This is a genomic window from Mycobacterium cookii, assembly GCF_010727945.1.
Classification (GTDB): domain Bacteria; phylum Actinomycetota; class Actinomycetes; order Mycobacteriales; family Mycobacteriaceae; genus Mycobacterium; species Mycobacterium cookii.
In genome coordinates this window covers 2728006-2751883 of record NZ_AP022569.1, presented here as the reverse complement: position 1 = coordinate 2751883, position 23878 = coordinate 2728006, and the positions used below count along the sequence as shown (strand labels likewise).

The 23878-nt window shown below is 65.6% G+C and carries 25 protein-coding genes; 10 read left to right on the top strand and 15 right to left on the bottom strand.

The features are described 5' to 3' along the window. Window positions 1–25: 25 nt before the first annotated feature. The 9 genes from G6N27_RS12985 to G6N27_RS12945 all read right to left on the bottom strand — a co-directional run bounded on the left by G6N27_RS12985 (window position 26) and on the right by G6N27_RS12945 (window position 7340). Complete coding sequence (locus tag G6N27_RS12985) at window positions 26–904, bottom strand: SDR family NAD(P)-dependent oxidoreductase (RefSeq protein WP_163776694.1); 879 nt, start codon at window positions 902–904, stop codon at window positions 26–28. Continuing rightward, the gene (locus tag G6N27_RS12980; protein ID WP_163776693.1) at window positions 901–1326 is read right to left on the bottom strand and encodes a nuclear transport factor 2 family protein; all 426 of its coding nucleotides are present in this window, start codon (window positions 1324–1326) and stop codon (window positions 901–903) included. The genes G6N27_RS12985 and G6N27_RS12980 overlap by 4 nt, the downstream gene beginning before the upstream one ends. A gap of 5 nt (window positions 1327–1331) precedes the next feature. After that, window positions 1332–2459 carry an NDMA-dependent alcohol dehydrogenase gene (locus G6N27_RS12975; protein WP_163776692.1) on the bottom strand — a complete coding sequence of 376 codons (1128 nt, stop codon included), beginning with the start codon at window positions 2457–2459 and terminating at the stop codon, window positions 1332–1334. A gap of 118 nt (window positions 2460–2577) precedes the next feature. Next, complete coding sequence (locus G6N27_RS12970; protein ID WP_163776691.1) at window positions 2578–3123, bottom strand: nuclear transport factor 2-like protein; 546 nt, start codon at window positions 3121–3123, stop codon at window positions 2578–2580. A 2-nt stretch (window positions 3124–3125) separates the two neighbouring features. Continuing rightward, on the bottom strand, window positions 3126–3332 hold the full coding sequence (locus tag G6N27_RS12965; protein WP_163776690.1) for a ferredoxin: 207 nt from the start codon (window positions 3330–3332) through the stop codon (window positions 3126–3128). Window positions 3333–3334: 2 nt separating this feature from the next. Continuing rightward, window positions 3335–4693 carry a cytochrome P450 gene (locus tag G6N27_RS12960; protein ID WP_163776689.1) on the bottom strand — a complete coding sequence of 453 codons (1359 nt, stop codon included), beginning with the start codon at window positions 4691–4693 and terminating at the stop codon, window positions 3335–3337. Beyond that, window positions 4690–5514 (bottom strand): SDR family oxidoreductase, encoded by an 825-nt coding sequence (locus G6N27_RS12955; protein ID WP_163776688.1) that lies wholly within the window; start codon window positions 5512–5514, stop codon window positions 4690–4692. Before G6N27_RS12955 ends, G6N27_RS12960 begins: the two co-directional genes overlap by 4 nt. Continuing rightward, window positions 5515–6726 carry a cytochrome P450 gene (locus tag G6N27_RS12950; protein WP_163776687.1) on the bottom strand — a complete coding sequence of 404 codons (1212 nt, stop codon included), beginning with the start codon at window positions 6724–6726 and terminating at the stop codon, window positions 5515–5517. Beyond that, window positions 6723–7340, bottom strand: coding sequence for a TetR family transcriptional regulator (locus tag G6N27_RS12945; protein ID WP_163776686.1), 618 nt, complete (start codon window positions 7338–7340; stop codon window positions 6723–6725). Before G6N27_RS12945 ends, G6N27_RS12950 begins: the two co-directional genes overlap by 4 nt. A gap of 176 nt (window positions 7341–7516) precedes the next feature. Here G6N27_RS12945 and G6N27_RS12940 point away from each other — a divergent pair, with 176 nt between their 5' ends. From G6N27_RS12940 to G6N27_RS12925, 4 genes are read left to right on the top strand one after another with little or no spacing between them, the layout of a single operon-like run. Further along, window positions 7517–8986, top strand: a complete 1470-nt coding sequence (locus G6N27_RS12940; protein ID WP_163776685.1) for an aldehyde dehydrogenase — start codon at window positions 7517–7519, stop codon at window positions 8984–8986. 14 nt (window positions 8987–9000) lie between these two features. Then, a complete protein-coding gene (locus G6N27_RS12935; protein ID WP_163776684.1) occupies window positions 9001–9750 on the top strand; it encodes an SDR family oxidoreductase in 750 nt (249 codons plus the stop codon). Further along, on the top strand, window positions 9747–10604 hold the full coding sequence (locus G6N27_RS12930) for an NAD(P)-dependent oxidoreductase (RefSeq protein ID WP_163776683.1): 858 nt from the start codon (window positions 9747–9749) through the stop codon (window positions 10602–10604). Before G6N27_RS12935 ends, G6N27_RS12930 begins: the two co-directional genes overlap by 4 nt. Then, window positions 10605–11033 (top strand): carboxymuconolactone decarboxylase family protein, encoded by a 429-nt coding sequence (locus tag G6N27_RS12925; RefSeq protein WP_163776682.1) that lies wholly within the window; start codon window positions 10605–10607, stop codon window positions 11031–11033. It abuts the gene before it with no gap. 10 nt (window positions 11034–11043) lie between these two features. Here the strand turns inward: G6N27_RS12925 and G6N27_RS12920 are convergent, their stop codons facing one another. Then, a complete protein-coding gene (locus tag G6N27_RS12920; RefSeq protein WP_163776681.1) occupies window positions 11044–12129 on the bottom strand; it encodes an aldo/keto reductase in 1086 nt (361 codons plus the stop codon). An 82-nt stretch (window positions 12130–12211) separates the two neighbouring features. On the opposite strand from G6N27_RS12920, the gene G6N27_RS12915 reads away from it, so the two are divergent. After that, window positions 12212–12613, top strand: a complete 402-nt coding sequence (locus tag G6N27_RS12915; RefSeq protein ID WP_163776680.1) for a MarR family winged helix-turn-helix transcriptional regulator — start codon at window positions 12212–12214, stop codon at window positions 12611–12613. Window positions 12614–12659: 46 nt separating this feature from the next. Further along, a complete protein-coding gene (gene purD / locus G6N27_RS12910) occupies window positions 12660–13928 on the top strand; it encodes a phosphoribosylamine--glycine ligase (protein WP_163776679.1) in 1269 nt (422 codons plus the stop codon). Here purD and ggt read toward each other — a convergent pair. Continuing rightward, entirely contained in the window at window positions 13925–15505 is a 1581-nt protein-coding gene (ggt, locus tag G6N27_RS12905; protein WP_163776678.1) for a gamma-glutamyltransferase, read from the bottom strand. The two genes, purD and ggt, sit on opposite strands and share 4 nt — an antisense overlap. Window positions 15506–15625: 120 nt before the next feature. Here ggt and G6N27_RS12900 point away from each other — a divergent pair, with 120 nt between their 5' ends. Next, complete coding sequence (locus tag G6N27_RS12900) at window positions 15626–16801, top strand: thiolase family protein (protein ID WP_163776677.1); 1176 nt, start codon at window positions 15626–15628, stop codon at window positions 16799–16801. On the opposite strand, the gene G6N27_RS12895 is transcribed toward G6N27_RS12900, so the two are convergent. Beyond that, complete coding sequence (locus G6N27_RS12895) at window positions 16802–17497, bottom strand: TetR/AcrR family transcriptional regulator (RefSeq protein ID WP_163776676.1); 696 nt, start codon at window positions 17495–17497, stop codon at window positions 16802–16804. It lies immediately after the preceding gene. 100 nt (window positions 17498–17597) lie between these two features. After that, entirely contained in the window at window positions 17598–18491 is an 894-nt protein-coding gene (locus G6N27_RS12890; protein ID WP_163776675.1) for an alpha/beta hydrolase-fold protein, read from the bottom strand. A gap of 97 nt (window positions 18492–18588) precedes the next feature. Between G6N27_RS12890 and G6N27_RS12885 the strand changes: the two genes are divergently transcribed. Further along, a complete protein-coding gene (locus G6N27_RS12885) occupies window positions 18589–19344 on the top strand; it encodes a TetR/AcrR family transcriptional regulator (RefSeq protein WP_163776674.1) in 756 nt (251 codons plus the stop codon). 231 nt (window positions 19345–19575) lie between these two features. Here G6N27_RS12885 and G6N27_RS12880 read toward each other — a convergent pair whose 3' ends face one another. Next, window positions 19576–20433, bottom strand: coding sequence for a DUF429 domain-containing protein (locus G6N27_RS12880; protein ID WP_163776673.1), 858 nt, complete (start codon window positions 20431–20433; stop codon window positions 19576–19578). Between the two features lie 54 nt (window positions 20434–20487). Here G6N27_RS12880 and purB point away from each other — a divergent pair, with 54 nt between their 5' ends. Together purB and G6N27_RS12870 are read left to right on the top strand one after the other, a co-directional pair. After that, complete coding sequence (gene purB / locus G6N27_RS12875) at window positions 20488–21906, top strand: adenylosuccinate lyase (protein WP_163776672.1); 1419 nt, start codon at window positions 20488–20490, stop codon at window positions 21904–21906. Continuing rightward, entirely contained in the window at window positions 21903–23141 is a 1239-nt protein-coding gene (locus tag G6N27_RS12870; RefSeq protein WP_163776671.1) for a cytochrome P450, read from the top strand. Before purB ends, G6N27_RS12870 begins: the two co-directional genes overlap by 4 nt. Here G6N27_RS12870 and G6N27_RS12865 read toward each other — a convergent pair. Then, the gene (locus G6N27_RS12865; protein ID WP_163776670.1) at window positions 23138–23758 is read right to left on the bottom strand and encodes a hypothetical protein; all 621 of its coding nucleotides are present in this window, start codon (window positions 23756–23758) and stop codon (window positions 23138–23140) included. The two genes, G6N27_RS12870 and G6N27_RS12865, sit on opposite strands and share 4 nt — an antisense overlap. Between the last annotated feature and the right edge of the window lie 120 nt (window positions 23759–23878).

Sequence of the window (23878 nt, the reverse complement as noted above, 5' to 3'; positions counted from 1 at the left end):
TCAGCATAGGTTGTGCTGCGAGCGGCTAGTCAGTGCCGCCGTCGAGCAACGCCGAAAGCTCGGCCACCGACCACGGCGGCGAATCGTGGTGGTCCCGGTAAGCGAGCAGTGTCGGCGCGGGTTTGGGGAACCGACCGACGAATCCGCCCGAGGCGGCGAAGATCTCACCGGTCCGGTGCCGGGCGAGCTCGCTGGCCAGGTAGACGTAGATCGGGGCGGCGTAGTCCGGTTCGGCGACGTCCAGCGAGCCCTGCATCGAGACGTCGTCGAGCAGGCCGCGGCGATTCAGCTCGGTGATGTGGGCGACGTACTCCGGCCCGGTCGACAGCCGCGTCTTGGCGCCCGGGCACACGACATTCGCCCGCACGCCATGCTCTTTCAGCTCGGCCGCGATCGACAGTGTCAGGCTGTTGACTGCCCCCTTGCCGGCCGGATATCCCGTGCCGCCGTAGTCGCCGAGGAACGCGAACGAGCTGGTGTTGACGATGCTGCCGCTGCCCCGCGCGACCATCTTGGGCGCCGCGGCGCGGCAGGTCGCGAACACCGTGCCCAAGTGCGCGTCGAGCAGAGCGGCGAACTGGGCGGCGGTGATGTCGAGGATCGACGAGCCCGGCGGCTCGGCGATGCCCGCGCAGTTGATCAAGATGTCGATGCGGCCGAATTCTTCAATACACCTGTCCACCAACGACTCTGCGGCCCGCTGATCGGACGGTGAACCGGTATGGGCGACCGCCCGCCCACCGACAGCGGTGATGTCCGCCGTGGTGGACTCGGCGGCGTCGATGTCTCGACCGTTGACCACTACGGCGGCGCCGTGCCGCGCCAACAGCCGCGCGACCGCCGCACCGATGCCCCGCGACCCGCCGACCACGACCGCGCCGCGGCCAGCGAGCAGTGGGCTCACTCCTCGTTGCCGAAGGTCATCGCCTCGAGGTTCCAGTAGCCGCGCATGTTCGCGATCCGCCCGGCGTCATCGACCCGGTAGGTGAACACACCACGCACCTTGCTGGTAATGCCGTTGTCAAACTTGCTGCGCAGCACCAAGATATGCGCGATCTCGGCGGGATCGCTGGACGGAAACGTCTCCTCGCAAGTGATCGTCAACTGGTTGGTGGCGATGTTGGTGTCGTAGAACTCGCCGACGGCGTCCTTGCCCCGCACGCCGTTGCCGCCGGGATTGGTGATCGATTTGCCGATCGGATCCTCGATGACGACGTCGTCGGCCATCAACGCCAGCCAGCCCTCCCGGTCGTGGGCGTGCACGCAGCGCCACGACGACTGCGACGCCGTCAACGCGGGGGACTGCTCAACGGTTTCGGCGGACATGGGGATTACCGGTCGGCGTCGGTGTAACGGATCACGCCGCGAATGTTCTTGCCGTCCAACATGTCCTTGTAGCCGTCGTTGATCTGCTCCAACTTGTACTGCCGGGTGATCATGTCGTCGAGGTTGAGCTTGCCCGCCTTGTACATCGTCAACAGCTGCGGGATGTCGAACTGCGGGTTGCCGCCACCGAAGATGGTGCCCTTGATCGTCTTCTGCATCAGGGTCAGCATCGCCAGGTTCAGTTGGACGTTGTTGTCCAGCAGACTGCCGATCGCGGTCAGCACGCAGGTGCCACCCTTGGCGGTCAAGATCATGTAGTTCTCCACGTCGGCGCCGTGCAGCTCGCCGACGGTGACCACGACTTTGTGGGCCATCAGGCCGTGCGTCACTTCCATAATCCCGCCCATGGCGGCGAAGATGTCGGGGTAGACGTGCGTCGCGCCGAATTTGAGCGCCTGGTCGCGTTTCCACTCGACCGGGTCGATCGCGAAGACGTTGCGCGCTCCGGCGGTCACCGCGCCCTGCAACGCTGCCATGCCGACACCGCCGATACCGACGATCGCGACGTCCTCTCCCGGGCGGATGTCGGCGGTGCGGACCGCTGAACCGTAACCGGTGGTGACACCGCAGCCGACCAGCGCGGCGACCTCGAAGGGGATGGACTCGTCGATCTTCACCACAGAGCTGCGGTGCACGACCATGTACGGCGAGAACGTGCCCAGCAGCGTCATCGGGAAGACGTTTTCGCCACGGGCCTGGATGCGGAACGTGCCGTCGGATACCGCTGCGCCGCCGAGCAGCCCGGCGCCCAGGTCGCAGAGGTTACGCAGGCCGGACTGGCACGTCGGACACTGCCCACAGGACGGGATGAACGACAGCACCACGTGGTCGCCCGGTGCGATGTCCTCGACGCCGGGGCCTACTTCAGTGACGATGCCGGCGCCCTCGTGTCCGCCGAGAACCGGAAAGCCACCCATCGGAATGCCGCCGGTGACCAGGTGGTGGTCGGAGTGGCACATCCCGGCCGCTTCCATCTGGATCTTGACTTCGTCTTTCTGGGGGTCGCCGATCTCGATTTCCTCGATCGACCACGGCTGGTTGAACTCCCAGATCAGCGCGCCTTTGGTCTTCACCGTGAACCTGCTTTCGTCATTGAACGTCGGTTGTGAACGGCCCGAGCTCCACGCAAGCAACCGCTTGGTTGAGTGTAGGTCAGTGGGTGATCCCGGTCACCAGGGGAGCGGTACCCGATCACCAGATCGGCACCGGAGCCTGGCCGAGCGGGTAGTAGCCAGGCAGCTTCTCGCCGGCGATGCTGCGTTGGATCCGGTTCTGCATGCCGGTGCTCAAGTCGCCGGACTCGATCAGGTTGGCGAACATCTTGGCGACGTGCCCGAAGTCGAAGAAGTCCCGCTGCCACTCGATGAGCTGGTCGTCGTTGAGCCGGAACCAGCTGCCGCCGATGCCGTAGATCTCGTCCTGGCTGCCATCGTTCTTGTTGACGATCTGCTTCCAGAAGCCGACGATCTCGCCTTGCTTGTCGTCGATCAGCACCTTCTGGTACTCGTAGACCCAGTTCTCCAGGCCCTCCATCTCCATGCCCAGTGCGACGTCGCGGATCTCGTCGACGCCGACGCACATCACGTCTTCCTTGGGGCCGATGTTCCAGCCGTAGGTGGCCTCGGGGGCGTAGAAGTCTGCCAGCGGTCGCCAATCGCCCGCCTTTTCACAGTCCTTGTTGGCCTGGAGCCAACGGTCGACCCAAGCCTCGAGTTGCTCGCGCGGGTGTGACGCCATTGTCAATCCTCTTCCTGTTTAATGAATAAGGCATGGGTTGGGCACATTTCGACCGCCCGCTCGATTTCGTCGCGGGCCTCCTCGGGTGGCTCGGGATCGACGATCTCGACCTTGCCGCGCTTGGGCACCCGAAAGTAGTCGGGCGCCTCCAGCTCGCACATCGCGTGGCCTTGGCACAAGTCCAAGTCGGCTTCGACGCGGTACCCCATCATCACTCCTTGCCGCGACGGCGATAACGCACCTTGGCCGGCCTGGCCAGCTGCACCACCATCTTGGAATGGTCGTTGTGGTAACTGTCGGCCGGCTGCGCCATCTCGAACTCGTACTCGCGCAACAGAACCGAGAAGATCGCCTTGATCTGCATCTGGGCGAACGCCGCGCCGACACAGCGGTGACGCCCTGCTCCGAACGGAATCCAGGTCCACCGGTTGACGACGTCAGCCTGCTCGGGTTTGTTATACCGATCCGGGTTGAAGGCATCAGGGTCGGGGAAGTCCTCGGGAATCCGGTTCGAGATCGCCGGCGATGCCGCGACGAAGTCACCCTTGTGAATCGGAAAACCCTCGACCTCGAATTCGCCCTGGGCGACCCGCATCAGGATGATCAGCGGCGGGTGCAGCCGCAGGGTCTCCTTGAGAACGTTGTCCAGCTTCGGAATCTGGCGCAGCGCATGGAAACTCACCTCCTGGCCGTCGGCGTAGAGGTCGTCGAGCTCGCGAACCACCTGCGCGTAGGAATCGGGGTGGCGCAGCAGCTCGATCAGTGTCCACGACGAGGTCCCCGAACTGGTGTGGTGCCCGGCGAACATCAGCGAGATGAACATGCCGGTGATCTCGTCGGCGGAGAAGCGGGGATTACCGTCGTCGTCTTTGATCGACACCAGCACGTCGAGCATGTCGCGGTCGCTCTTGTCCGTTGGCGGATTGGCGATGCGCTGGTCCATGACCCCCTGTACCAAGTCGACCAGTGCGGCGCGCGCCTGATCACGGACTCGGAAGCTTTCGATGTCCAGGTAGGCGTCGACGTAGCACAGTGGATCGGTGCCTCGCTCCAACAGGTGGTAGTACTCCGCGAAGCGGTGGTCGAGCTGGTTGCGGAACTTCACGCCGATCAGGCACGCCGTCGAGGTGTAGATGGTCAGCTCGGCGAAGAAGTCGAGTAATTCGATCTCGCCTTCCTCGCCCCAGCCGGCGATCATTTTGCGGACCTCGTTCTCGATGGTCGCCGCGTGGCCCTTCATGTGCTCGCCCCGTAAAGCGGTGTTGTGCAACATCTCGGCACGGCGTTCGGGGCTGGCGTCGAACACGACGCCCTTGCCAAAGATCGGGGTCATGAAGGGATACGCCTCGGCCTGATCCAGATCCTCGTCGGCGGAACGGAAGAAGAACTCGTTGGCTTCGGCGCCGGACAGGAAGATGACGTGCTTGTCGACCAGCTGGAACCAGCCGACGTCACCGCATTCTTCGCGGACCCGCGTCATCAAACCAATTGGGTCGGTGCGGAATTCCTCGAGATGGCCGTGTTCTTCTTCGCCGCCGGAGACCCGGGGCACGGTGGCAGTCGAAGTCATGAAGGCATCCCATCTTCGCCGAGCGCGAGCTTCTGGCGATCCGTGTTGTCGGCCAATGGAGCTTCGGGCTGAAGTTCCATGTTCGCGATGAAGCCACCGCGCGGGGTTTCGGCGACGAACGTGATGGCCCGACCCAGGTCCGCGGCGCGCAGGAAGTAGTCGTGACGGGCCTGGCCCCACTTGGCCCAATCCTCCAGTGCGGGGCCGATTTTCTCGGCCGGCAGGCTCCAGCCCATCGATGTCTTCGTCGGGCCGGGGTGCACGATCGAGGCCCGCACGCCGGTGCCCTCGAGCTCCATCTGGAAGTTGGTGACCATCGCGACCAGCGCGGCCTTGGCGGCGCCGTAGGCGCCCATGTGCGGCCGCTGACGCAGCGCCACATCGGAGCCGACGAAGATCAGGTCGCCGCGCTGCCGGTCCAGCATGCCCGGCAGCACCGCTGAGGCCAACCGGAAGGCGCCGACGAGGTGGATCTGCAGCTGTGACTCGAACTCGTCGCCTGCGATCTCCGCAAGCTTGCCGAAGTAGGTGTCGCCCGCGCCGGCCACCAGCACCTCGATGTCGCCGAGCGCGTCGACCGACTGTGCGACAAAGGCTTTGACCGAGTTCGGGTCGGTGACGTCCAGATGGAATCCGACAGCTTCGCCGCCGTTGGCGTTGATCTTGCCGACGATGTCGTCGAGCTTCTCAACCCGGCGCGCCCCTAAGGCGACCGGGAAGCCGTGCGCGGCGAGTTCGACGGCGGTGGCCTCGCCGATACCGGAGGAGGCGCCCGCCACGATCGCCGGCCGACGTTCTGGCAGCGGAGCGAAGCGGGGCATCTAGGAGACCTCCAGGGTCATCGGAAGGTGCGCGAACCCGCGCACGTTACTGGAATGGACACGAACCGAATTGGCCTCGTCGACCTGGTAACCCTTGATCCGCCCGAACAACTCGGTCAGCGCCACCCGGGCCTCCATCCTGGCCAGGTGGGCACCCAGGCAGAAGTGTGCACCGCTGCCGAAACTCAAGAGCTTGGAACCGATGTCGCGGCCGATGATGAAGTCGTCGGGTTTGTCGAATACGCGTTCGTCGCGGTGTCCCGATCCGGGCAGCAGCAACAGCACATCGCCGTCCGGGATCGTCGTGTCATACAGCGTGAGATCGCCGGATACCGTGCGGGCCAGGATCTGGCTGGAGGTGTCGTAGCGCAACGTCTCCTCCACCCACAGCGGCACCCGCGCGGGGTCGGCGTATACCGAAGTCAGCTGATCGGGGTTGCGGTGGCCCCAAAATGCAGCATTGGCAAGGAGTTTGGTGGTGGTCTCGTTGCCGGCGATCACCATCAGGAACATGAAGCCGAGGACTTCGTCGTCGGTGAGCCGGTCGCCGTCGATCTCGGCCTCCAGCAGCGCCGTGGTCAAATCATCGGTCGGCTTCTTGCGACGCTCGGCGACCATCGCCTGGTAGTACACGATGAGGTTGAGCGATGCCTCGATCGCTGCGGCCGGCACATCGGTGACACCTTCGTCGCGGTGCATGACGCCGTCGGCCCAGGCGCGTACCTCCGCCCGATCCGGGTCGGGGACTCCCATCAACTCGGAGATGACGTCCATCGGCAGCTTGCCGGCGAACTCGTCAACGTAGTCGACAGTGCCCGATGCCGCCTTCTCCAGCATGGTGTCGAGGTGGCGCGTCGCGATCTCGGTGACGCGCGGCTCCAGCTCGCGAATTCGCCTGGGCGTGAAGCCTTTCGACACCAGCGTCCGCAGCCGCAAATGAGCCGGGTCGTCCATGGCCAGAAACGACATGGTCTTGGAGGCGTGCGGTCCCCTGGATGCGGGGTCAAGCGAAACGCCGAAGCGGTTGGACAGCGTGGTGCTGTTTCGGAAACCCTGATGGACGTCGGCGTGCCGGGACAGCGCCCAGAAACCCAACTCCTCGTTGCGATACAGCGGGGCTTCGTCGCGCAGCCGCTGGTAATAGGGGTAAGGGTCTTCGTGGAAGTCGTAGTCGTAGGGATCCAGCAGCGGCTTGTCGACCTGCAGGGTCATCGAGTTTCCCCCTTGTTGAGAATGAGGCCGACCGCGTAAGCGAGATGGTCGGCGATCTGGTGATAGCTGTAGGCCCCGCTGGCGGCGTTGACCAGTGCCCCGAAGAACGCCATCTCCAGCACCGACACGGTGCGCGGATCGGCGTCGGGACCGATGGCTGAGGTGATGCGGCGGTGTATCTCGGCGCCGATCCGGTCGCGCGCGATCCGGACCGCCGGGTCTCCGCCGCCACCGAGCAGCGCCGTCGTGCAAGCCGCGGCAACTTCGGGTTCGTCGGCGACCACCAGAGCAAGGTGGCGCAGCGCCTTGTCGACCCGAGTCGGCATGGGCTCGTTGACATCGGTGAAATAGGGCACCTGTCGCACCAGGTCCAGGTACACCTCGGCGATCAGGTGATTCTTCGACGAGAAATAGGTGTAGGCCGTCGCCGGGGCCACTTTGGCCCGCGCGGCGACCGCGCGCACGGTCAGGTCGGCATAGGACGTCTCACGCAAGACATCGACTCCCGCGGTGAGCACCTTGCGGAACGTTTCTTCTTGTCGACGGTTGCGCGGTACGTCCCGGGCCGGGCCGCCGGCGTCGGGAGTGATCGTGACCACTGGGTCGCTGGACACATGTCCAAGTTATCCGACGAGCTTGATTGGTGGCAAGCCCGTTTCGGAAAACAGCACTTGAACAGCAGCATCTGCGGGCAATGGCAGCCAGGCTCTTGCACTTCGCGGCCGGTGGCGACTATGTTCGACGAAATAATTCCGGACATGTGTCCACTCGACGAGGCGCGGAGGCAGAGATGGCATTGCTGGCCGATGGTGTGAGCTCCCTGCTCATCGACGGCAAGCTGACGAGCGGCAGCCAAGGCACGTTCACGACCGTCAACCCGGCGACCGAGGAAGTTCTGGGCGTCGCCGCCGACGCCGGCGCCGACGACATGGGCCAGGCCATCGAGGCGGCCCGGCGAGCGTTCGACGACACCGACTGGTCGCGCGACACCGCGTTGCGGGTGCGCTGCGTACGCCAGCTCCGCGACGCGATGCAGCAGCACCTCGAGGAGCTTCGCGACCTGACCATCGCCGAAGTCGGTGCGCCACGGATGCTCACCGCGATCGCTCAGCTCGAGGTCCCCGTCAACGATCTGGCGTTCGCGGCGGACACCGCCGAATCGTATGAGTACAGCCAGGATCTCGGCCTGGCGTCGCCTATGGGTATCCCTACCCGGCGCACGATCGCCAGCGAGGCTGTCGGCGTCGTCGGCGCGATCACCCCATGGAACTTTCCGCACCAGATCAACCTCGCCAAGATCGGACCCGCCCTGGCCGCGGGGAACACCGTGGTCCTCAAACCTGCACCGGACACACCCTGGTGCGCGGCCGTACTCGGCGAGCTCATCACCGAGCACACCGACTTCCCGCCCGGCGTGGTCAACATCGTCACCTCGAGCGACCACGGCGTCGGCGCGTTGTTGGCCAAAGACCCTCGGGTGGATATGGTTTCGTTCACCGGGTCGACGGCAACCGGTCGCAGCGTGATGGCCGACGGGGCCGCGACGATCAAAAGGGTGTTCCTCGAATTGGGCGGCAAGTCGGCATTCATCGTGCTCGACGACGCCGACCTGGCCGGCGCGGTGGGTATGGCGGGCTTCTCGGTTTGCATGCACGCCGGGCAGGGCTGCGCGATCACGACGCGGCTGTTGGTGCCCCGTGCGAAATACGACGAAGCCGTCGCCACCGCGGCCGCAACGGTGGGCGGAATCAAGGCCGGGGATCCCACTGATCCCGGAACCATCTGCGGGCCAGTGATTTCGGCGCGTCAGAGGGACCGGATCCAGGGCTACCTCGACTCGGCGATCGCTGAGGGCGGGACGTTCGCATGCGGCGGCGGCAGGCCGGCCGACCGTCACGTCGGCTACTTCATCGAGCCGACTGTGATCGCGGGGTTGGGTAACGACGCCCGCTGCGCCCGCGAGGAGATCTTCGGCCCGGTCCTGACGATGATTCCCTACGACGGCGACGACGACGCCGTGCGGATTGCCAACGACTCGCCATACGGCTTGTCCGGCACCGTTTTCGGCGCCGACCCGGACAGGGCTGCACAAATTGCCGCACGGATCCGGGCGGGCACGATCAACGTCAACGGCGGTGTCTGGTATTCGGCCGATGCGCCGTTCGGCGGCTACAAGCAGTCCGGCAACGGCCGCGAGATGGGTCTGGCCGGTTTCGAGGAGTACCTGGAAACCAAAACCATTGCGACAGCGGTCAACTAGAGGGAGCCCAGAGCGTGAGATTCGAAAACAAGGTCGCGATCGTCACCGGATCCGGTGGCGGTATCGGTCAGGCCTATGCCGAGGCGCTGGCCGCCGAAGGGGCGGCTGTCGTCGTGGCCGATATCAACGCTGAGGCGGCCGACGGCGTGGCCAAGCAGATCAATGCCGACGGCGGCAAGGCCATTAGCATTCCGGTCGACGTGTCCGACCCCGCGTCGGCCAAAGCGATGGCCGACCGCACACTGGCCGAATTCGGCGGCATCGACTACCTGGTCAACAACGCCGCGATCTTCGGGGGCATGAAACTCGATTTCCTGCTCACCGTGGACCCCGAGTACTACAAGAAATTCATGAGCGTCAACCTCGATGGCGCGTTGTGGTGCACTCGCGCTGTCTACAAGAAGATGGCCAAGCGCGGTGGCGGAGCGATCGTCAACCAGTCGTCGACCGCGGCGTGGCTGTACTCGAACTTCTACGGTCTGGCCAAAGTTGGGATCAACGGACTGACTCAGCAGCTGTCCCGCGAACTCGGTGGCCAGAACATCCGGATCAATGCGATCGCGCCCGGACCCATCGACACCGAGGCCAACCGGACCACCACTCCCCAGGAGATCGTCCAAGACATCGTCAAAGGTCTTCCGCTATCCCGGATGGGAAAGCCTGAAGACCTGGTCGGCATGTGCTTGTTCCTGCTTTCCGATGAGGCGTCCTGGATCACCGGTCAGATCTTCAATGTCGACGGCGGACAGGTCATCCGATCATGACGGACCATGTGAAACTGGGCTACATCGGACTGGGCAACATGGGCGCGCCGATGGCCAAGCGAATGACCCAATCACCTGGTGGTGTGACGGTTTACGACATCCGCACCGAGGCGATGACGCCGCTCGCCGAAGCCGGGGCGAGCCTGGCCGACAGCATCGCCGACGTCGCCGCCGCCGATATCGTCCACGTCACTGTGCTCGACGACGCTCAGGTGCGCCAGGTCGTCGGCGAACTCGCCGGCCACGCGAAGCCAGGCACCGTCATCGCAATCCACTCCACGATCAGAGACACCACCGCTGCGGAACTGGCGAACGAATTGAAGCCGCAGGGCATTCACATCGTGGACGCTCCGGTCAGCGGTGGCGCGGCCGCTGCCGAAAAGGGTGAGCTCGCCACTATGGTGGGCGCCGAGCGCGAGGTGTACGAGCGGATCAAGCCGGCGTTCAAACAATGGGCTGGCATGGTGGTCCACGCCGGCGAACCGGGCGCGGGAACCCGAATGAAGCTGGCCCGCAACATGTTGACGTTCACCTCCTACGTCGCGGCGTGCGAGGCCATGAAGCTGGCGGAGGCGGCCGGGCTGGATCTGCAAGCACTTGGCCGGGTGGTGCGTCACACCGACGCACTGACCAGCGGTCCCGGTGCGATCATGGTCCGCGATGACATGAAAGACCTTGAGCCGGAACACTTCCTGTATCAGCCATTCCTGCACACCCGCGGGCTTGGGGAGAAGGACTTGAGCCTGGCGCTCGCCTTGGGCGACGCGGTGTCGGTGGAGCTTCCGCTGGCGCGGCTGGCCTACCAGGGGCTGGCGGCCGGACTCGGGCTGCCGCACACAGAGAAAGAGGCTTAGATGGACGAGCTTCGCCGCAAAGGCCTCGAGAAGATGAACGAGGTCTACGGCTGGGAGATGCCCAACATCGAGGGCGACGCCTATTTCGACCTGACCGTCGATCACCTGTTCGGCTCGATCTGGACCCGACCCGGGCTGTCGATGCGCGACAAGCGGATCATGACGCTCACCGCGGTGACGGCGATCGGCAATCGCGACCTGGCCGAGATCCAGATCAACGCCGCACTGCTCAACGGCGAGCTCAGCGAAACCGAGCTCAAGGAAATGGCCGTCTTCCTCACCCACTACCTCGGCTTTCCGCTGGGTTCTGCGCTCAACGGCGCCGTCGACGCCGTGGTGAACAAACGGAGGAAGGCCGCGGCCAAGGGCGTCGGTGAGGACAAGAAAGCCAACGTCGAGGGCGCGCTGAAGATGCACTCGGGCGAGTAGGCCGTCAATCTCAGTACGGCTGAGCGCCTTTCGGCATGACATACTCCGACGTCGGCGCGGTCACACCGTTGACTGTCGTTCCGCCGTTGAGAATGCCCGGCGCCATGTCCAGCATATTGTTGGGGAATCCGAACCTCGGCTTGGTGAGCGCGTCGAGTCGGGCCAGTTCGTCTGCGCTGAGGTCTACGTCGACCGCTCGGACGTTGTCGTCGAGCTGCGAAAGCCTACGGGCGCCGATGATCACGGACGAGACGCCAGCCTGCGCGTGTACCCAGGCCAGCGCGACGCTGGCGACGTTGGTCTGATGCGCTTCGGCGATGACTTCCAATTCATCGATCAGCGCATAGGTCGTGTCGTTGAGAAAGGCATCGACCATCGCTCCTCGATCGGCGCTGCCCCCGCCGCCGTTGGCGCGGGTGTACTTGCCACTCAGCACACCGCTTTTCAGCGGCGACCACGGCGTGATGCCGAGGCCGAATTCGCTCGCCATCGGCACCAGTTCTTGTTCGATGGCGCGTTCGAGCAACGAGTACTCGACCTGCAGGCCGATGAAGCTTGACCAGCCGCGGAAGCGGGCAATCAGGTTGGCTTCCACGATCTTCCACGCCGGGGTGTCGGAAACACCGATATAGCGAACCTTGCCGGCAGCGACCAGGTCATCCAGGGCGCCCATCGTTTCCTCAATCGGCGTGTTGGCGTCCCAGATATGCAGCCAGTACAGGTCGATGTAATCGGTCTGCAACCGCCGCAGGGAGTTTTCGCAGGCGTTGATCAACGACTTGCGGCCCGAGCCGCCACCATTGGGGTCACCCGGATACAGGTTCCCACTGAATTTCGTTGCCAGCACCAGACGGTCGCGTCGGGCGGCGTGGCGGCCGATGTGGTCCCCGAGGATCTTCTCGGAGTGGCTCCGAGTGTAGAAGTTGGCGGTGTCGATGAAGTTGCCACCAAGTTCAATGTATCGGTCGATGATCTGTTGGGACTCTTCGACACTGGTGCCCCAGCCAAGATCTTCGCCGAACGTCATGGCGCCCAGGCACAGCGGGCTGACGCGCAGGCCAGATCGTCCGAGTGTCACGTATTGATCCAGAGGCATGATGGCGGCTTTCTGGTAGATTGTTCGATTATGCGTTTGTTCATATTCAAACTAGTTCGTATCTGAACGACCTGGCAAGTCGATGTCCGATGCGGCCAGAATCTGGTCCCTGAACTACCGGGTGCTGTTGTCGGTCATCTCCTGCGCCGAGGACGAGATCTGCGCGTTGGGCCTGGAGTCGAAGGAATTGTTCCTGCTTGCCGAGATCGATGAGCATCCCTATCCGGCCGAACTCGCCACGGCGTTGAGCATGCCCAAGGCGACGGTCACCGTGTACCTGAAGCGACTCGAGGCGTCGGGCTTCGTGCGTCGCGAGATCGATCCGTCCGATCTCCGGCGCCATCGCTTGCTACTCACCGCGACCGGGCGCAAGGCCGCCACGGGCGGCATGTCGGCGCTGTCGGAGGAGTTCGACAAGCGCCTTCGGCGCCTGACGGCCGCGCAGCAGAAGGAACTGAAAACCCTGCTCGAAAAGATCGTCTGACCGTCGTCGCACGGCGCGCATCGCCACCCCGCTAAAGTGACTCTCCGTGCGCGTCCTGGTGATCGGCTCCGGTGCCCGCGAGCACGCCCTGTTGCTGGCGTTGCGGGCTGACCCGCAGGTCGACGCACTGGCCATCGCCCCGGGCAATGCCGGCACCGCATCGATAGCCGACCAGCACGACGTCGACGTCTCGTCCGGCGATGACGTCGTCGCGCTGGCGCGCAAGGTTCACGCCGACCTGGTGGTGATCGGTCCCGAAGTGCCCTTGGTGCTCGGCGTGGCCGACGCCGTGCGTGCCGCCGGTATTGCCTGTTTTGGGCCGAGCAAGGCCGCCGCGCAGATCGAGGGTTCCAAGGCCTTCGCCAAAGACGTGATGGCGGCCGCCGGCGTGCGCACCGCGTCCAGTGAGATCGTCGACAGCCCAGCGGATTTGGACGCCGCCCTGGACCGGTTCGGTCCCGGGGCCGGCGATGCGGCCTGGGTGGTGAAAGACGACCGGCTGGCCGCCGGCAAAGGTGTGGTGGTCACGCCGGACCGCGAAGTCGCGCGCGCGCATGCGGCGAGCCTGCTCGAGTCCGGCCACCCGGTGCTGCTCGAGTCGTTCCTGGACGGCCCCGAGGTGTCGTTGTTCTGCGTCGTCGACGGCCAGACTGTGGTGCCGTTGTTGGCGGCGCAAGACTTCAAGCGCGTCGGAGACGGCGACAGCGGCCCCAACACCGGCGGCATGGGTGCCTACGCGCCGTTGCCGTGGCTGCCCGACGACGTCTACCGCGGCATCGTCAGTCAGATCGTGGAACCCGTTGCCGCCGAACTAGTTCGGCGCAATGCCGGCTTCTCCGGTCTGCTGTACGCTGGACTGGCGATCACGTCGCAGGGGCCGGCGGTCATCGAGTTCAACTGCCGATTCGGCGACCCGGAGACGCAGTCGGTGCTCGGCCTGCTGGATTCGCCGCTGGGCCAGCTGCTCTATGCCGCCGCCACCGGCACGCTGGCCGATTTCGGCGAACTGCGTTGGCGCGACGGTGCGGCCGTGACGGTGGTGCTCGCGGCGGAAAACTATCCGGGCCGCCCGCGCGTCGGCGACGTCATCGTTGGCTCGGACGCAGACGGCGTTCTGCATGCCGGAACCGTCCGCCGCGACGACGGCGCGGTGGTCTCGTCGGGCGGACGCGTTCTCTCGGTGGTGGGCACCGGACCGGATCTGGCGGCGGCACGTTCGGCCGCATACGACATCCTGGCGTCGATCAAATTGCCCGGCAGCCACTTTCGCACCGACATCGGTTCGGCGGCCGCCGAAGGCAAGATCCACCTCTAGAAGCCGGCCGCCTGGCCGTCCCGGCGCGGGTCGCTGACCGCGAGGTATCCACCGTCGAGTCGCCAGATCGCCTGGCAACTGCCGAACTGGTTGTAGTCGTCGGTGCTGACCAGCTGGTGGCCGCGCCGCCGCAGTTCGTCCAGCGTGGATGGCGGAAAACCCTTCTCGCAGCACACTTCCAACCCTTGCACCCAGCGGAAGCGCGGGCCGTCGCAGGCTGCTTGCGGATTCTGGCCGTGGTCGACGATGCGCCCCACGACCTGGACATGGCCCTGCGGCTGCATCGGGCCGCCCATCACCCCGAAGCTCATCACCGGTGCGCCGTCTTTACTCAGAAAGCCTGGGATGATCGTGTGGTAGGGCCGCTTGTTGGGTCCGACTTGATTCGGATGCCCCTGTGCGGCAGTGAAATCCGCGCCGCGATTTTGCAAGGCGATGCCGGTGCCGGGTACCACGACGCCGGAGCCGAACCCCATGTAGTTGGACTGAATCATCGACACCATGACGCCGGACGCGTCGGCAGCGGTGAGGTATACCGTTCCGCCGCGCGGTGTCCCGGCGGTCGCCGGCCGCGCTTTGTTCCGGTCGATCAACGCCGCTCGCTCACGCAGATACACCTTGCTCAGGAGCTCGTAAGGGTGCACCGGCATGTGGTCGATGTCTGCGACGTAGGCCTGCGCGTCGGCGAGCGCGAGTTTTAACGCCTCGATCTGCAGATGCACACTGTCGGCGGAATCGACTGGGTACGAGGCCATGTCGAAGTTCTCGAGAATGCCGAGCGCGGCCAGGGCGACGATGCCCTGGCCGTTGGGCGGTATTTCGTGGACCGTGTACCCGCGGTAGTCGCCGGAGATGGTGCCGACCCAGTCGGCGTGATGTGCGGCAAGGTCACTGGCCCGCATGGCGCCGCCGTGTGCGATCGAATGCGCCTCGAGCCGGGCGGCCAGCTCGCCGCGGTAGAAGGCCTGGCCGTTGGTGGCGGCGATCGTCTCCAGCGTGGCGGCGTGGTCGGGCAATGTGACCTGCTCGCCGGGTTTCGGGGCACGGCCGGCCGGCATGAATGTCTCGGCGAAGCCGGGCTGGGACCTGAATAGTGGGATTTGTGCCGCCCACTGCTCGGCGATCGTCGGCGAGAGCAGAAAGCCGTTGCGGGCGTAGGAGACCGCCGGCTCGAAGAGCCGATCGAAGGGCAGTTTCCCGAATTTCGCATGCATCTCAATCCATGCCGACACGGCGCCGGGGACGGTCACCGAATTCCAGCCGAGCGCGGGTACGCCACTGTCGCCGAAATACTCCGGCGTCCACGCGGCGGGGGAGCGCCCGGACGCGTTGAGCCCGTGCAGTTCATCGCCGTCCCACACGATCGCGAAGGCGTCCGAGCCGATGCCGTTGGAGACCGGCTCTACCACCGTCAGCGCAATCGCGCTGGCGATCGCTGCGTCGACCGCGCTGCCGCCGTCGGCCAGCATCCGCAGACCGGCCTGAGCCGCCAGCGGTTGCGTGGTGCACACCACATTGGCTGCCAGCACCGGCTTGCGTGGCCAGGCGTAGGGCAGGTCCCAGGTGAAGGGTTGCACCCGATCAGCCTACGGAGCAGCGGATCGACGCCCAATATCGTCGCCGCTACGGTAATTGATACGATTTACGCTTCTCGCCCATTTTGTAACCCGCACGCTTCCGAATCGAAGGTCGACCACATGTCCCAGCCCGTCATCGTCAGCGCTGTCCGGACCGCCATCGCGACGTCTTTCAAAGGCTCTCTGGTCAACACTCCGCCCGAGGTACTGGCGACCACCATCCTGCAAGAGGCTGTGCGGCGGTCCGGGGTCGAGGTGGCCGACATCGACGATGTGATCTTCGCCGAATCGCACTACGGCGGCGGTGACATGGCCCGCTATGCGGCGTCGGCCTCGGGTATGTCGACGGTCCCGGGTCAGGCGGTCAACAGGCACTGCGCCGGCAGCCTCACCGCAGTAGCGAACGCAGCCGCGCAGATCGGCTCCGGCGCGGAGAAAGTCGTCGTCGGTGGCGGTGTGCAGTCGCTGTCGATGACGCCGCTGATGAACTGGCGCATCCCGGGCCCGACCCTGGAATTCGAAGAGAAGTGGATTCCGCCGACTCACGTCGAGACACCCGAAGCGCCGGGCCGCGACATGTCGATCACCGTCGGATGGAACACCGCGCAGTCAGTCGGAATCAGCCGCGAAGAGATGGACGCCTGGGCATTCCGGTCGCACCAACGTGCCATCGGAGCGATCGACAGGGGCGCGTTCGTCGAGGAGATCGTGCCGCTGAAGATCAAAGGCCTCGATGACGCGCTGATCGAGTTCAGCGTCGACGAGCATCCGCGCCGCGACAGCACGCTGGAGAAGCTGGCCTCGCTGAAGGTGCTGCACCCGGAGATCGAGGGCTTCTCGATCACGGCGGGTAACAGCAGCGGCACCAATGACGCGGCCGCCGCGCTAACGCTGGCCGACGCGGACTTCGCGCGAGCGGGTGGGCTGAAGGTGCTCGGCTCGGTCAAGGCGTGGGCCACGGCCGCGGTTGAGCCGAAGGACACCGGTCTGGGCGCGGTCAAGGTGATCGGCAAGGTGCTGGACCGGGCCGGCCTGGCGCCCGGCGATGTGACGCTGTGGGAGATCAACGAGGCGTTCGCGTCGGTGCCGATCGCCGCGTGCCGTGAATACGGGCTCGACGAGGATCTGGTCAACATTTACGGCAGCGGCTGCAGCCTGGGCCACCCCATCGCTGCCAGCGGTGCGCGGATGCTGACCACCCTGGTGTACGAGCTGGGCCGGCGCGGCGGCGGGATCGGCGTGGCGGCGATGTGCGCGGGTGGCGGCCAGGGTGGCGCCGTCGTGATCGAGGTCTAACTAGCCTGCGTCGATCAGCCGGCTGGCGTGATCGAGGATGCAGTTCAGCCCGTACTCGAAGTTGATGTCGTCGGCCGCCCCGATGCGGTGGCCCTTCTGCGTCAACTGCGCGATCAGCGGCATGGTTTCAGGGTCGACGACCGACATGCCGCTGTGGCGCGGGGATTCGGCGTCGGTCGATTTGTCGTTCAGTCGCTCCAGCACCGCGACACCCTGGGTGTGGACCGAGATGCTGGAGTAGGTGTCGAACGCGTCCTCGGCTGACAGGCCGGCTTCGACCAGCGTGGCGATCGCCTTCTCCAACTTCTGGAAGGCGGCCAGTGTCGCCTCGCGACCGAAGGTGCCGCGGATCAGGATCAGGTCGCAGAGAATCGGGTTGTCCCGGAATGTCTGGCGCATTTTGCGAGCATGCGCGCGCAACGACTCACGCCAATCTTGGCCCTCGACAAAGGGTGTGGCGAAGTCGTATTGGCCTAGGGCTCGATCCGTCATCGCGTTGAGCAGATCGTCCTTTTTTCGGAAGTACCAATAGATGCTCGTCACACCGACGTCGAGGTGCTTGGCCAACAGCGGCATGCTCAAGCCGTCGACCGAGACCTCCGCGGCGACGTCGAAGGCGCCGTTGATGATCTCGTCAACGCTGATCGATCCACGTTCACGCCGTTGCCGCTTGTCCGCGACGGCCTGCCTGGCCAATGTGGGTTACCTCCGTGCTCCCAGCCTGCAATGTAGCGGGCTATCGTATCAAATATCGTAAGGCTTTTGATAGTGGCCGCCGGTCTGATCGGCTGCCCGGTCACGCAGTGAGCAGCGGTGCCATCCAGGTCAATTCGGCAGGCAGTTGCGAACTCCAGAACGACGCGTCGTGGCCACCGGGAGAGAACCCGCCGGCGGGCGGGTTGGGTAGCTGGCCCACGAACTGCTTGGTCGCCGAATAGAACGGGTCGCTGTTTCCGCAGTCCACCCTGATCGGGATCGACGCCAACGTGGGCATCCCGTACACCGAGTTGCTCGCGAAGTCGTCAGGGCCGTCGAACGCGCCAGGCGCGGCAGCTCCCGACGCCAACCACAGCGCCGGACTCACCGCACAGATCGCCGCGGTTCGGCCCGGGCCCAGTCGACCACCTAGCAGCAGGGCGCCGTAACCGCCCATCGACCAGCCCAGAAACCCGACCCGCGAGGTGTCGAGTCCCTGAGAGTTCAGCATCGGGATGAGTTCGTTCAGCACCATGGCGCCGGAATCTTCACCGGAAGCCCTTCTGTGCCAATAGCTTCCGCCACCGTCTACCGCGACCACAGCGAACGGAGGCAGGCCGGCGTTCACTGCCTGGGCCAATCCCTGTTCGACGCCACCGTCCATCACGGTGGCAGCACTGCTGCCCTTGCCGTGCAGTGCGATCACCGGCCGGAGCGGTTTGGTTTGGCCCGGCGGCCGGGCGATCGCCCAGTTGGTGGCGACCCCACCACGTGCCGCCGACACGAATGAGCCGGTCATCATCGTCGGCGCCGCGACGGGCGGCGGGTCGAGCGGAGGGTGTGGCGCCAGCGGAATCCCGGTGCCGGTCATCGTCACCGGCGTCGTCACCGGTGGTCGGCCTGCAAGCAACCGGTCCATCGCGTAGGCGCCGAACACTCCGGCCGCCGCACCGGTGCCCAGGCGCAGCACGGCGCGACGACTCAACTCGGGCATCGGGTCATCATAAAGTGCCGCGGCATCATAAAACCCCGCTGCGCCGGTCGAGGGGGTTTGTCCGAAAGGGGTATGCGGCACCAGCCTGCCTGGCAGCATGTCTGAGGTGACCGCGGCCGTCGCTCCCCAAGGAGCTGTTGCTCCTGAGGTAGCTGTGGCTGCGCCGACCATTGCCGCCGCGCCGGCACCGGTCGCTTCGACGTCTGCCGTCACCCCGAAGCCTGCCGCAACCCCCAAAGGGGCCGTCACCCCGAAGGGTGAACGACGGCGGTACGAACTGGTCAACGCTGCTGCCGATCTGCTGCGTGAGGGCGGATTCGAGGCGGTCCGCCATCGCGCCGTCGCGCGCCGCGCGGGCCTTCCATTGGCGTCGACCACGTATTACTTCTCCAGTCTCGACGATCTGATCGCCAGTGCGGTCAACCACATCGGGATGCTGGAGGTCGCCCGGTTGCGTGCTCAGGTGGCGACGCTGTCTCGCAGGCGCCGCGCCGCCGAGACCACTGCCGATCTCCTCGTCGACCTGCTCGTCGGCAGTGAATCCGAACCGTGCCTTACCGAACAGCTGATCTCGCGATACGAGCGCCACATCGCCTGCGCCCGGCTGCCCGGATTGCGCGACATACAACGCCACAATTTGCGTCAGCGCGTCGATGCCGTCGCCGAGGTCATCGAACGCTCCGGCCGCTCGGTACGCACCGAGGTCGTCTCGGCGTTGATCTGCACGGTCGACGGCGCGGTGGTGTCCGCACTGGTGGACGACAGCCAGGATCCGCGTACTGTCGCGCGCGCAACTGTGATTGATGTCATCGACGCGGTGGCACCGTTCGACCGGGGACCGGTACGGATCTGACGCATCTGCGCCGACTGCGCCTGTCACGCGGCTGTCGAGCGCGATTAGTGAATTCTTGCAGGGCTTTTCAAGCGCCTTGACAGTGAATGCGCAGCCTTCCCGCGTGCATCGTCATCGACCTATTTTTGATGGCTCGACTCCTCCTCACGCGGTTCCCGCGTGCATCGTCATCGACCTATTTTTGATGGCCCGACTCCTCCTCACGCGGTTCCCGCGTGCATCGTCGTCGACCTAGATGTCGAGCGCGTTGCGGATCACGCTCAACTCGCGCTGCGCCTCGTCGAGTAGCGCAGCCACTTGCGCGACTCGCGCACGCAATTCCTCGGTGTCGGGTTGCGGCTTGACGCGATGACGCCCCGTCGGAGCCAGCTTGGCCGGCAGCGTCGGCGTGACGATGTACCCGGTGGCGAAGTCGCCGTACACCGTGACGTCTTCTGGCCGGTGGTACCAATACAGCGCGACGTAGGCGCACAGCACGGCGTCGACGGGATCCTCGTCTCGGTCGAGTTGGACCGGCCGAGTCGCCGCCTCGACACGCTTGCGCAGTTCCACCCAGGACACGTTGTGGTTCACCCGTAGCCGCGGTGTTGCCTTATCGAGCTCCTCGATCAGCGTCATCAGGCGCAGCAGCTCACTGCGTCGGGTCTCGACCGAACCCTTCTTGTACTTCAGTGTCTTGTCCAGCCCGAACAACACGACCGACGCCGGGTGCGGATAGACCTCGATCGCCCGTCGCTGCGAGCTCGAGGCGGGATCCATGTCGAGCGTCAACGCTGTCGCGATGCGGGCGCCACGCGGTTTCCGGAACGCGGGGTTCTCGGTGTTGGCCGGATGCGCCCCCGCCTCGAACCGGTGGAAATCGCGATTCAACGCCGTCTCGCAGGGCCGGGCTCCGGCCGGGTTCCGCACGATCAGCGGCGCATCGATCGCCACCAGGCAGTCGTCGCTGACGTATTGCTCCACTGCGGCCTCGATGCTCTCGTCGTCGTGCGCGGCGCCGACGTGCAGCAGCCGGCCGTCGGCGTCGACAACCGCCACACCGGTGTTGTTCTTCTCGCCCCAGGCGAGATCGAGCCCAACAAAGTGCATGCGCCCCACTGTGCCTGATCCGCGTCGACTGCGGCGCCGTTAAGCTGTGTGTTTGTGACGATCCCCAATGTGCTGGCCAACCGGTACGCCAGCGCCGAGATGGTGGCGATCTGGTCGCCGGAGGCCAAGATCGTCGCCGAACGGCGGCTCTGGCTGGCGGTGCTCCGGGCCCAGGCCGAATTGGGAGTCAACGTCCCCGCCACCGCTGTCGCCGACTACGAACGCGTTCTCGACGACGTCGATCTCGCGTCGATCGCCGCCCGCGAACGGGTGCTGCGCCATGACGTCAAGGCCCGCATCGAGGAATTCAATGCGTTGGCCGGCCACGAGCAGGTGCACAAGGGGATGACCAGCCGCGACCTGACCGAGAACGTCGAGCAGCTACAGGTTCGCCGGTCGCTGGAGTTGGTGTTCGCCCACGGCGTCGCGGTGGTGACCCGGCTGGCCGAGCGTGCGGTGAGTTACCGCGACCTGGTGATGGCCGGGCGCAGCCACAACGTCGCCGCGCAGGCCACCACGTTGGGCAAACGCTTCGCGTCAGCGGCGCAGGAGACGCTGCTGGCGTTGACCCGGCTGCGGGAATTGATCGACCGCTACCCGCTGCGCGGCATCAAGGGCCCGATGGGCACCGCGCAGGACATGCTCGACCTGCTCGGCGGCGACACCGCCAAGCTGACCGATCTCGAACAGCGCATCGCTGAGTTCTTGGGCTTCGCAACGGTTTTGACGAGCGTCGGGCAGGTGTATCCACGCTCGTTGGACCACGACGTGGTGTCGGCTCTGGTGCAGCTGGGTGCGGGCCCGTCGTCGCTTGCGCACACCATCCGGCTGATGGCCGGCCACGATCTGGTGACCGAAGGTTTCGCGGCCGGGCAGGTCGGATCCTCGGCGATGCCGCACAAGATGAACACCCGCAGCTGCGAGCGGGTCAACGGGCTGCAGGTCGTGCTGCGGGGCTACGCCTCGATGGCCGCCGAGCTCGCCGGTGCGCAGTGGAACGAAGGCGACGTGTTCTGTTCGGTGGTGCGCCGAGTGACGTTGCCGGACAGCTTCTTTGCGGTCGACGGGCAGATCGAGACCATGCTGACGGTGCTCGACGAATTCGGCGCCTACCCGGCGGTGATCCAGCGTGAGTTGGACCGCTATCTGCCGTTCCTGGCGACCACCAAGGTGTTGATGGCCGCCGTGCGTGCCGGCGTGGGCCGCGAAGCGGCGCACGAGGTGATCAAGGAGCACGCGGTCACTGCGGCGCTCGCGATGCGCGAGCAGGGAGCCGAGCCCGATCTGCTGGATCGGCTGGCCGCCGATCCGCGACTACCGCTGGACCGCGCCGAGATCGACGCCGCACTCGCCGACCGGAAAGCCTTCATCGGTGCGGCCGCCGATCAAGTCGACGCGGTGGTCGCCGAAGTCGACGCGCTGGTGGCCCGCTATCCCGATGCGGCCAAGTACATACCGGGTGCCATCCTGTGACGCTGGCCGGGGCGCTTTCCCAGATCGACTTCACCGATCTGGACAACTTCGCCAACGGCTTTCCGCATGACCTCTTCGCGGTACACCGTCGCGACGCACCGGTCTACTGGCATCGCCCGACCGAGAACACCCCCGATGACGAGGGGTTCTGGTCGGTTGCCAGCTACCCGGAAACCCTTGCGGTGCTGAAGGATCCGGTGACGTTCTCGTCGGTGACCGGCGGTGACCGGCCATTCGGCGGCACGCTTCTGCAGGATCTGTCCATCGCGGGCCAAGTGCTCAACATGATGGATGATCCGCGGCATTCACAGATCCGCCGGCTGGTCAGCTCGGGGCTGACGCCGCGAATGATCTCCGCTGTCGAGGACGATCTCCGGGCCCGCACCCGCCGACTGCTCGATGCGGTGGTGCCCGGCGAAGCGTTCGACTTCCTCGTCGACATCGCCGCCGAACTGCCGATGCAGATGATCTGCATCCTGCTGGGAGTGCCGGAGTCCGAACGGCATTGGCTGTTCGAGGCGATCGAGCCGCAGTTCGATTTCGGTAGATCGCGCAAGGCGGCGCTGTCCCAGCTGTCGGCCGAGGAGGCCGGCTCGCGAATGTACAACTACGGCCAGGAACTGATCGCCTCGAAGCGGGCCGAGCCGACCGACGACATGTTGTCGGTCGTCGCCAATGCGACGCTCGACGATCTCGACAGGCCGGCCATGTCGGACCTCGAGCTATATCTGTTCTTCAGTCTGCTGTTCAGCGCCGGCGCCGAGACGACCCGCAACGCGGTCGCGGGTGGGCTGCTGGCGCTGGCCGAGCATCCTGGCCAATTGCGTTCGCTACGTGACGATCTGGACGAGTTGCCGGTCGCCGTCGAAGAGATGGTCCGGTGGACATCGCCATCACCGTCAAAACGGCGCACCGCAACCCGCGACGTCACACTCGGCGGACAGACGATCGCCGCGGGGCAGAAGGTACAGATCTGGGAGGGCTCGGCCAACCGCGACGCCGAGGTATTCGACCGAGCCGACGAGTTCGACATCCACCGGAATCCCAACCCGCACTTAGGTTTCGGCCAGGGAATCCATTACTGCCTGGGTGCCAACCTGGCGCGGCTGGAGCTACGCGTGCTGTTCGAGGAACTGTTGTCACGCTTCCAGGCCGTGCAGGTGGTGCGCGACGTGGAATGGACTCGCAGCAACCGCCATACCGGCATCCGGCACCTGGTCGTCGAACTGCGCTAACGCTTCCTGACCGCCATTCCCGCCGAGCGCAATTCGATGGCTGCGAGGCCGTGAATCGCATGCGGATCTCCGGCCCGCCACGCCCCCACCGGATCCGGGGTGACGGCTGCGAGCCGGCCGAGGGGCCGGTTGGCCAACGCCCGCAACGCCAGCAGCTGTGCACCGGCCGGGGTGGCGGCCAGCGCGCCCACGGTCAACTTGCGCCGCACGAACCTGATACGTAACACCAGCCATGGCACCAGCACCCCAAGGGTCGGGGGCGCCGCAACCGCCAGCGCCAGCACGATCGCCAGCCAGCTCGCGGTGGTGTCCAGGTTGTGGCCGGCGCCGGCGATATCGAGTGCGGCCTTGCTGGCCGCGGTGAGCGGCTCGCTGACAGTGCTGCCGACCAGCGGGATGCGGTCGGCACTGTGGCCTGCCGACTTCAGGCTGTCGGCGACACCGTCGGCACCGCCTTGCACCTGTCGACCCACGTCGGCGATCGTCGACACCGCGCTGTGCACCGCCAGGCCGACGAGCGCCCACACGAACGACCAGATCACGACCATGGTGTCGCCGCACAACTGGGCCAGCAGCCGGCCCGGAGTATTGGCGTAGGGAATAAACCGCGACTTCATACCTTCGATCCCAGCACAGGGTCGGTCTGTAGATCGCATTTATGCAGACCGCTCGGCTGGATGGCCGGGTTCCTCAGCGGGCCTAAGTGGCCCGCATCGTCACCCGGCTAGGCTGTCCCG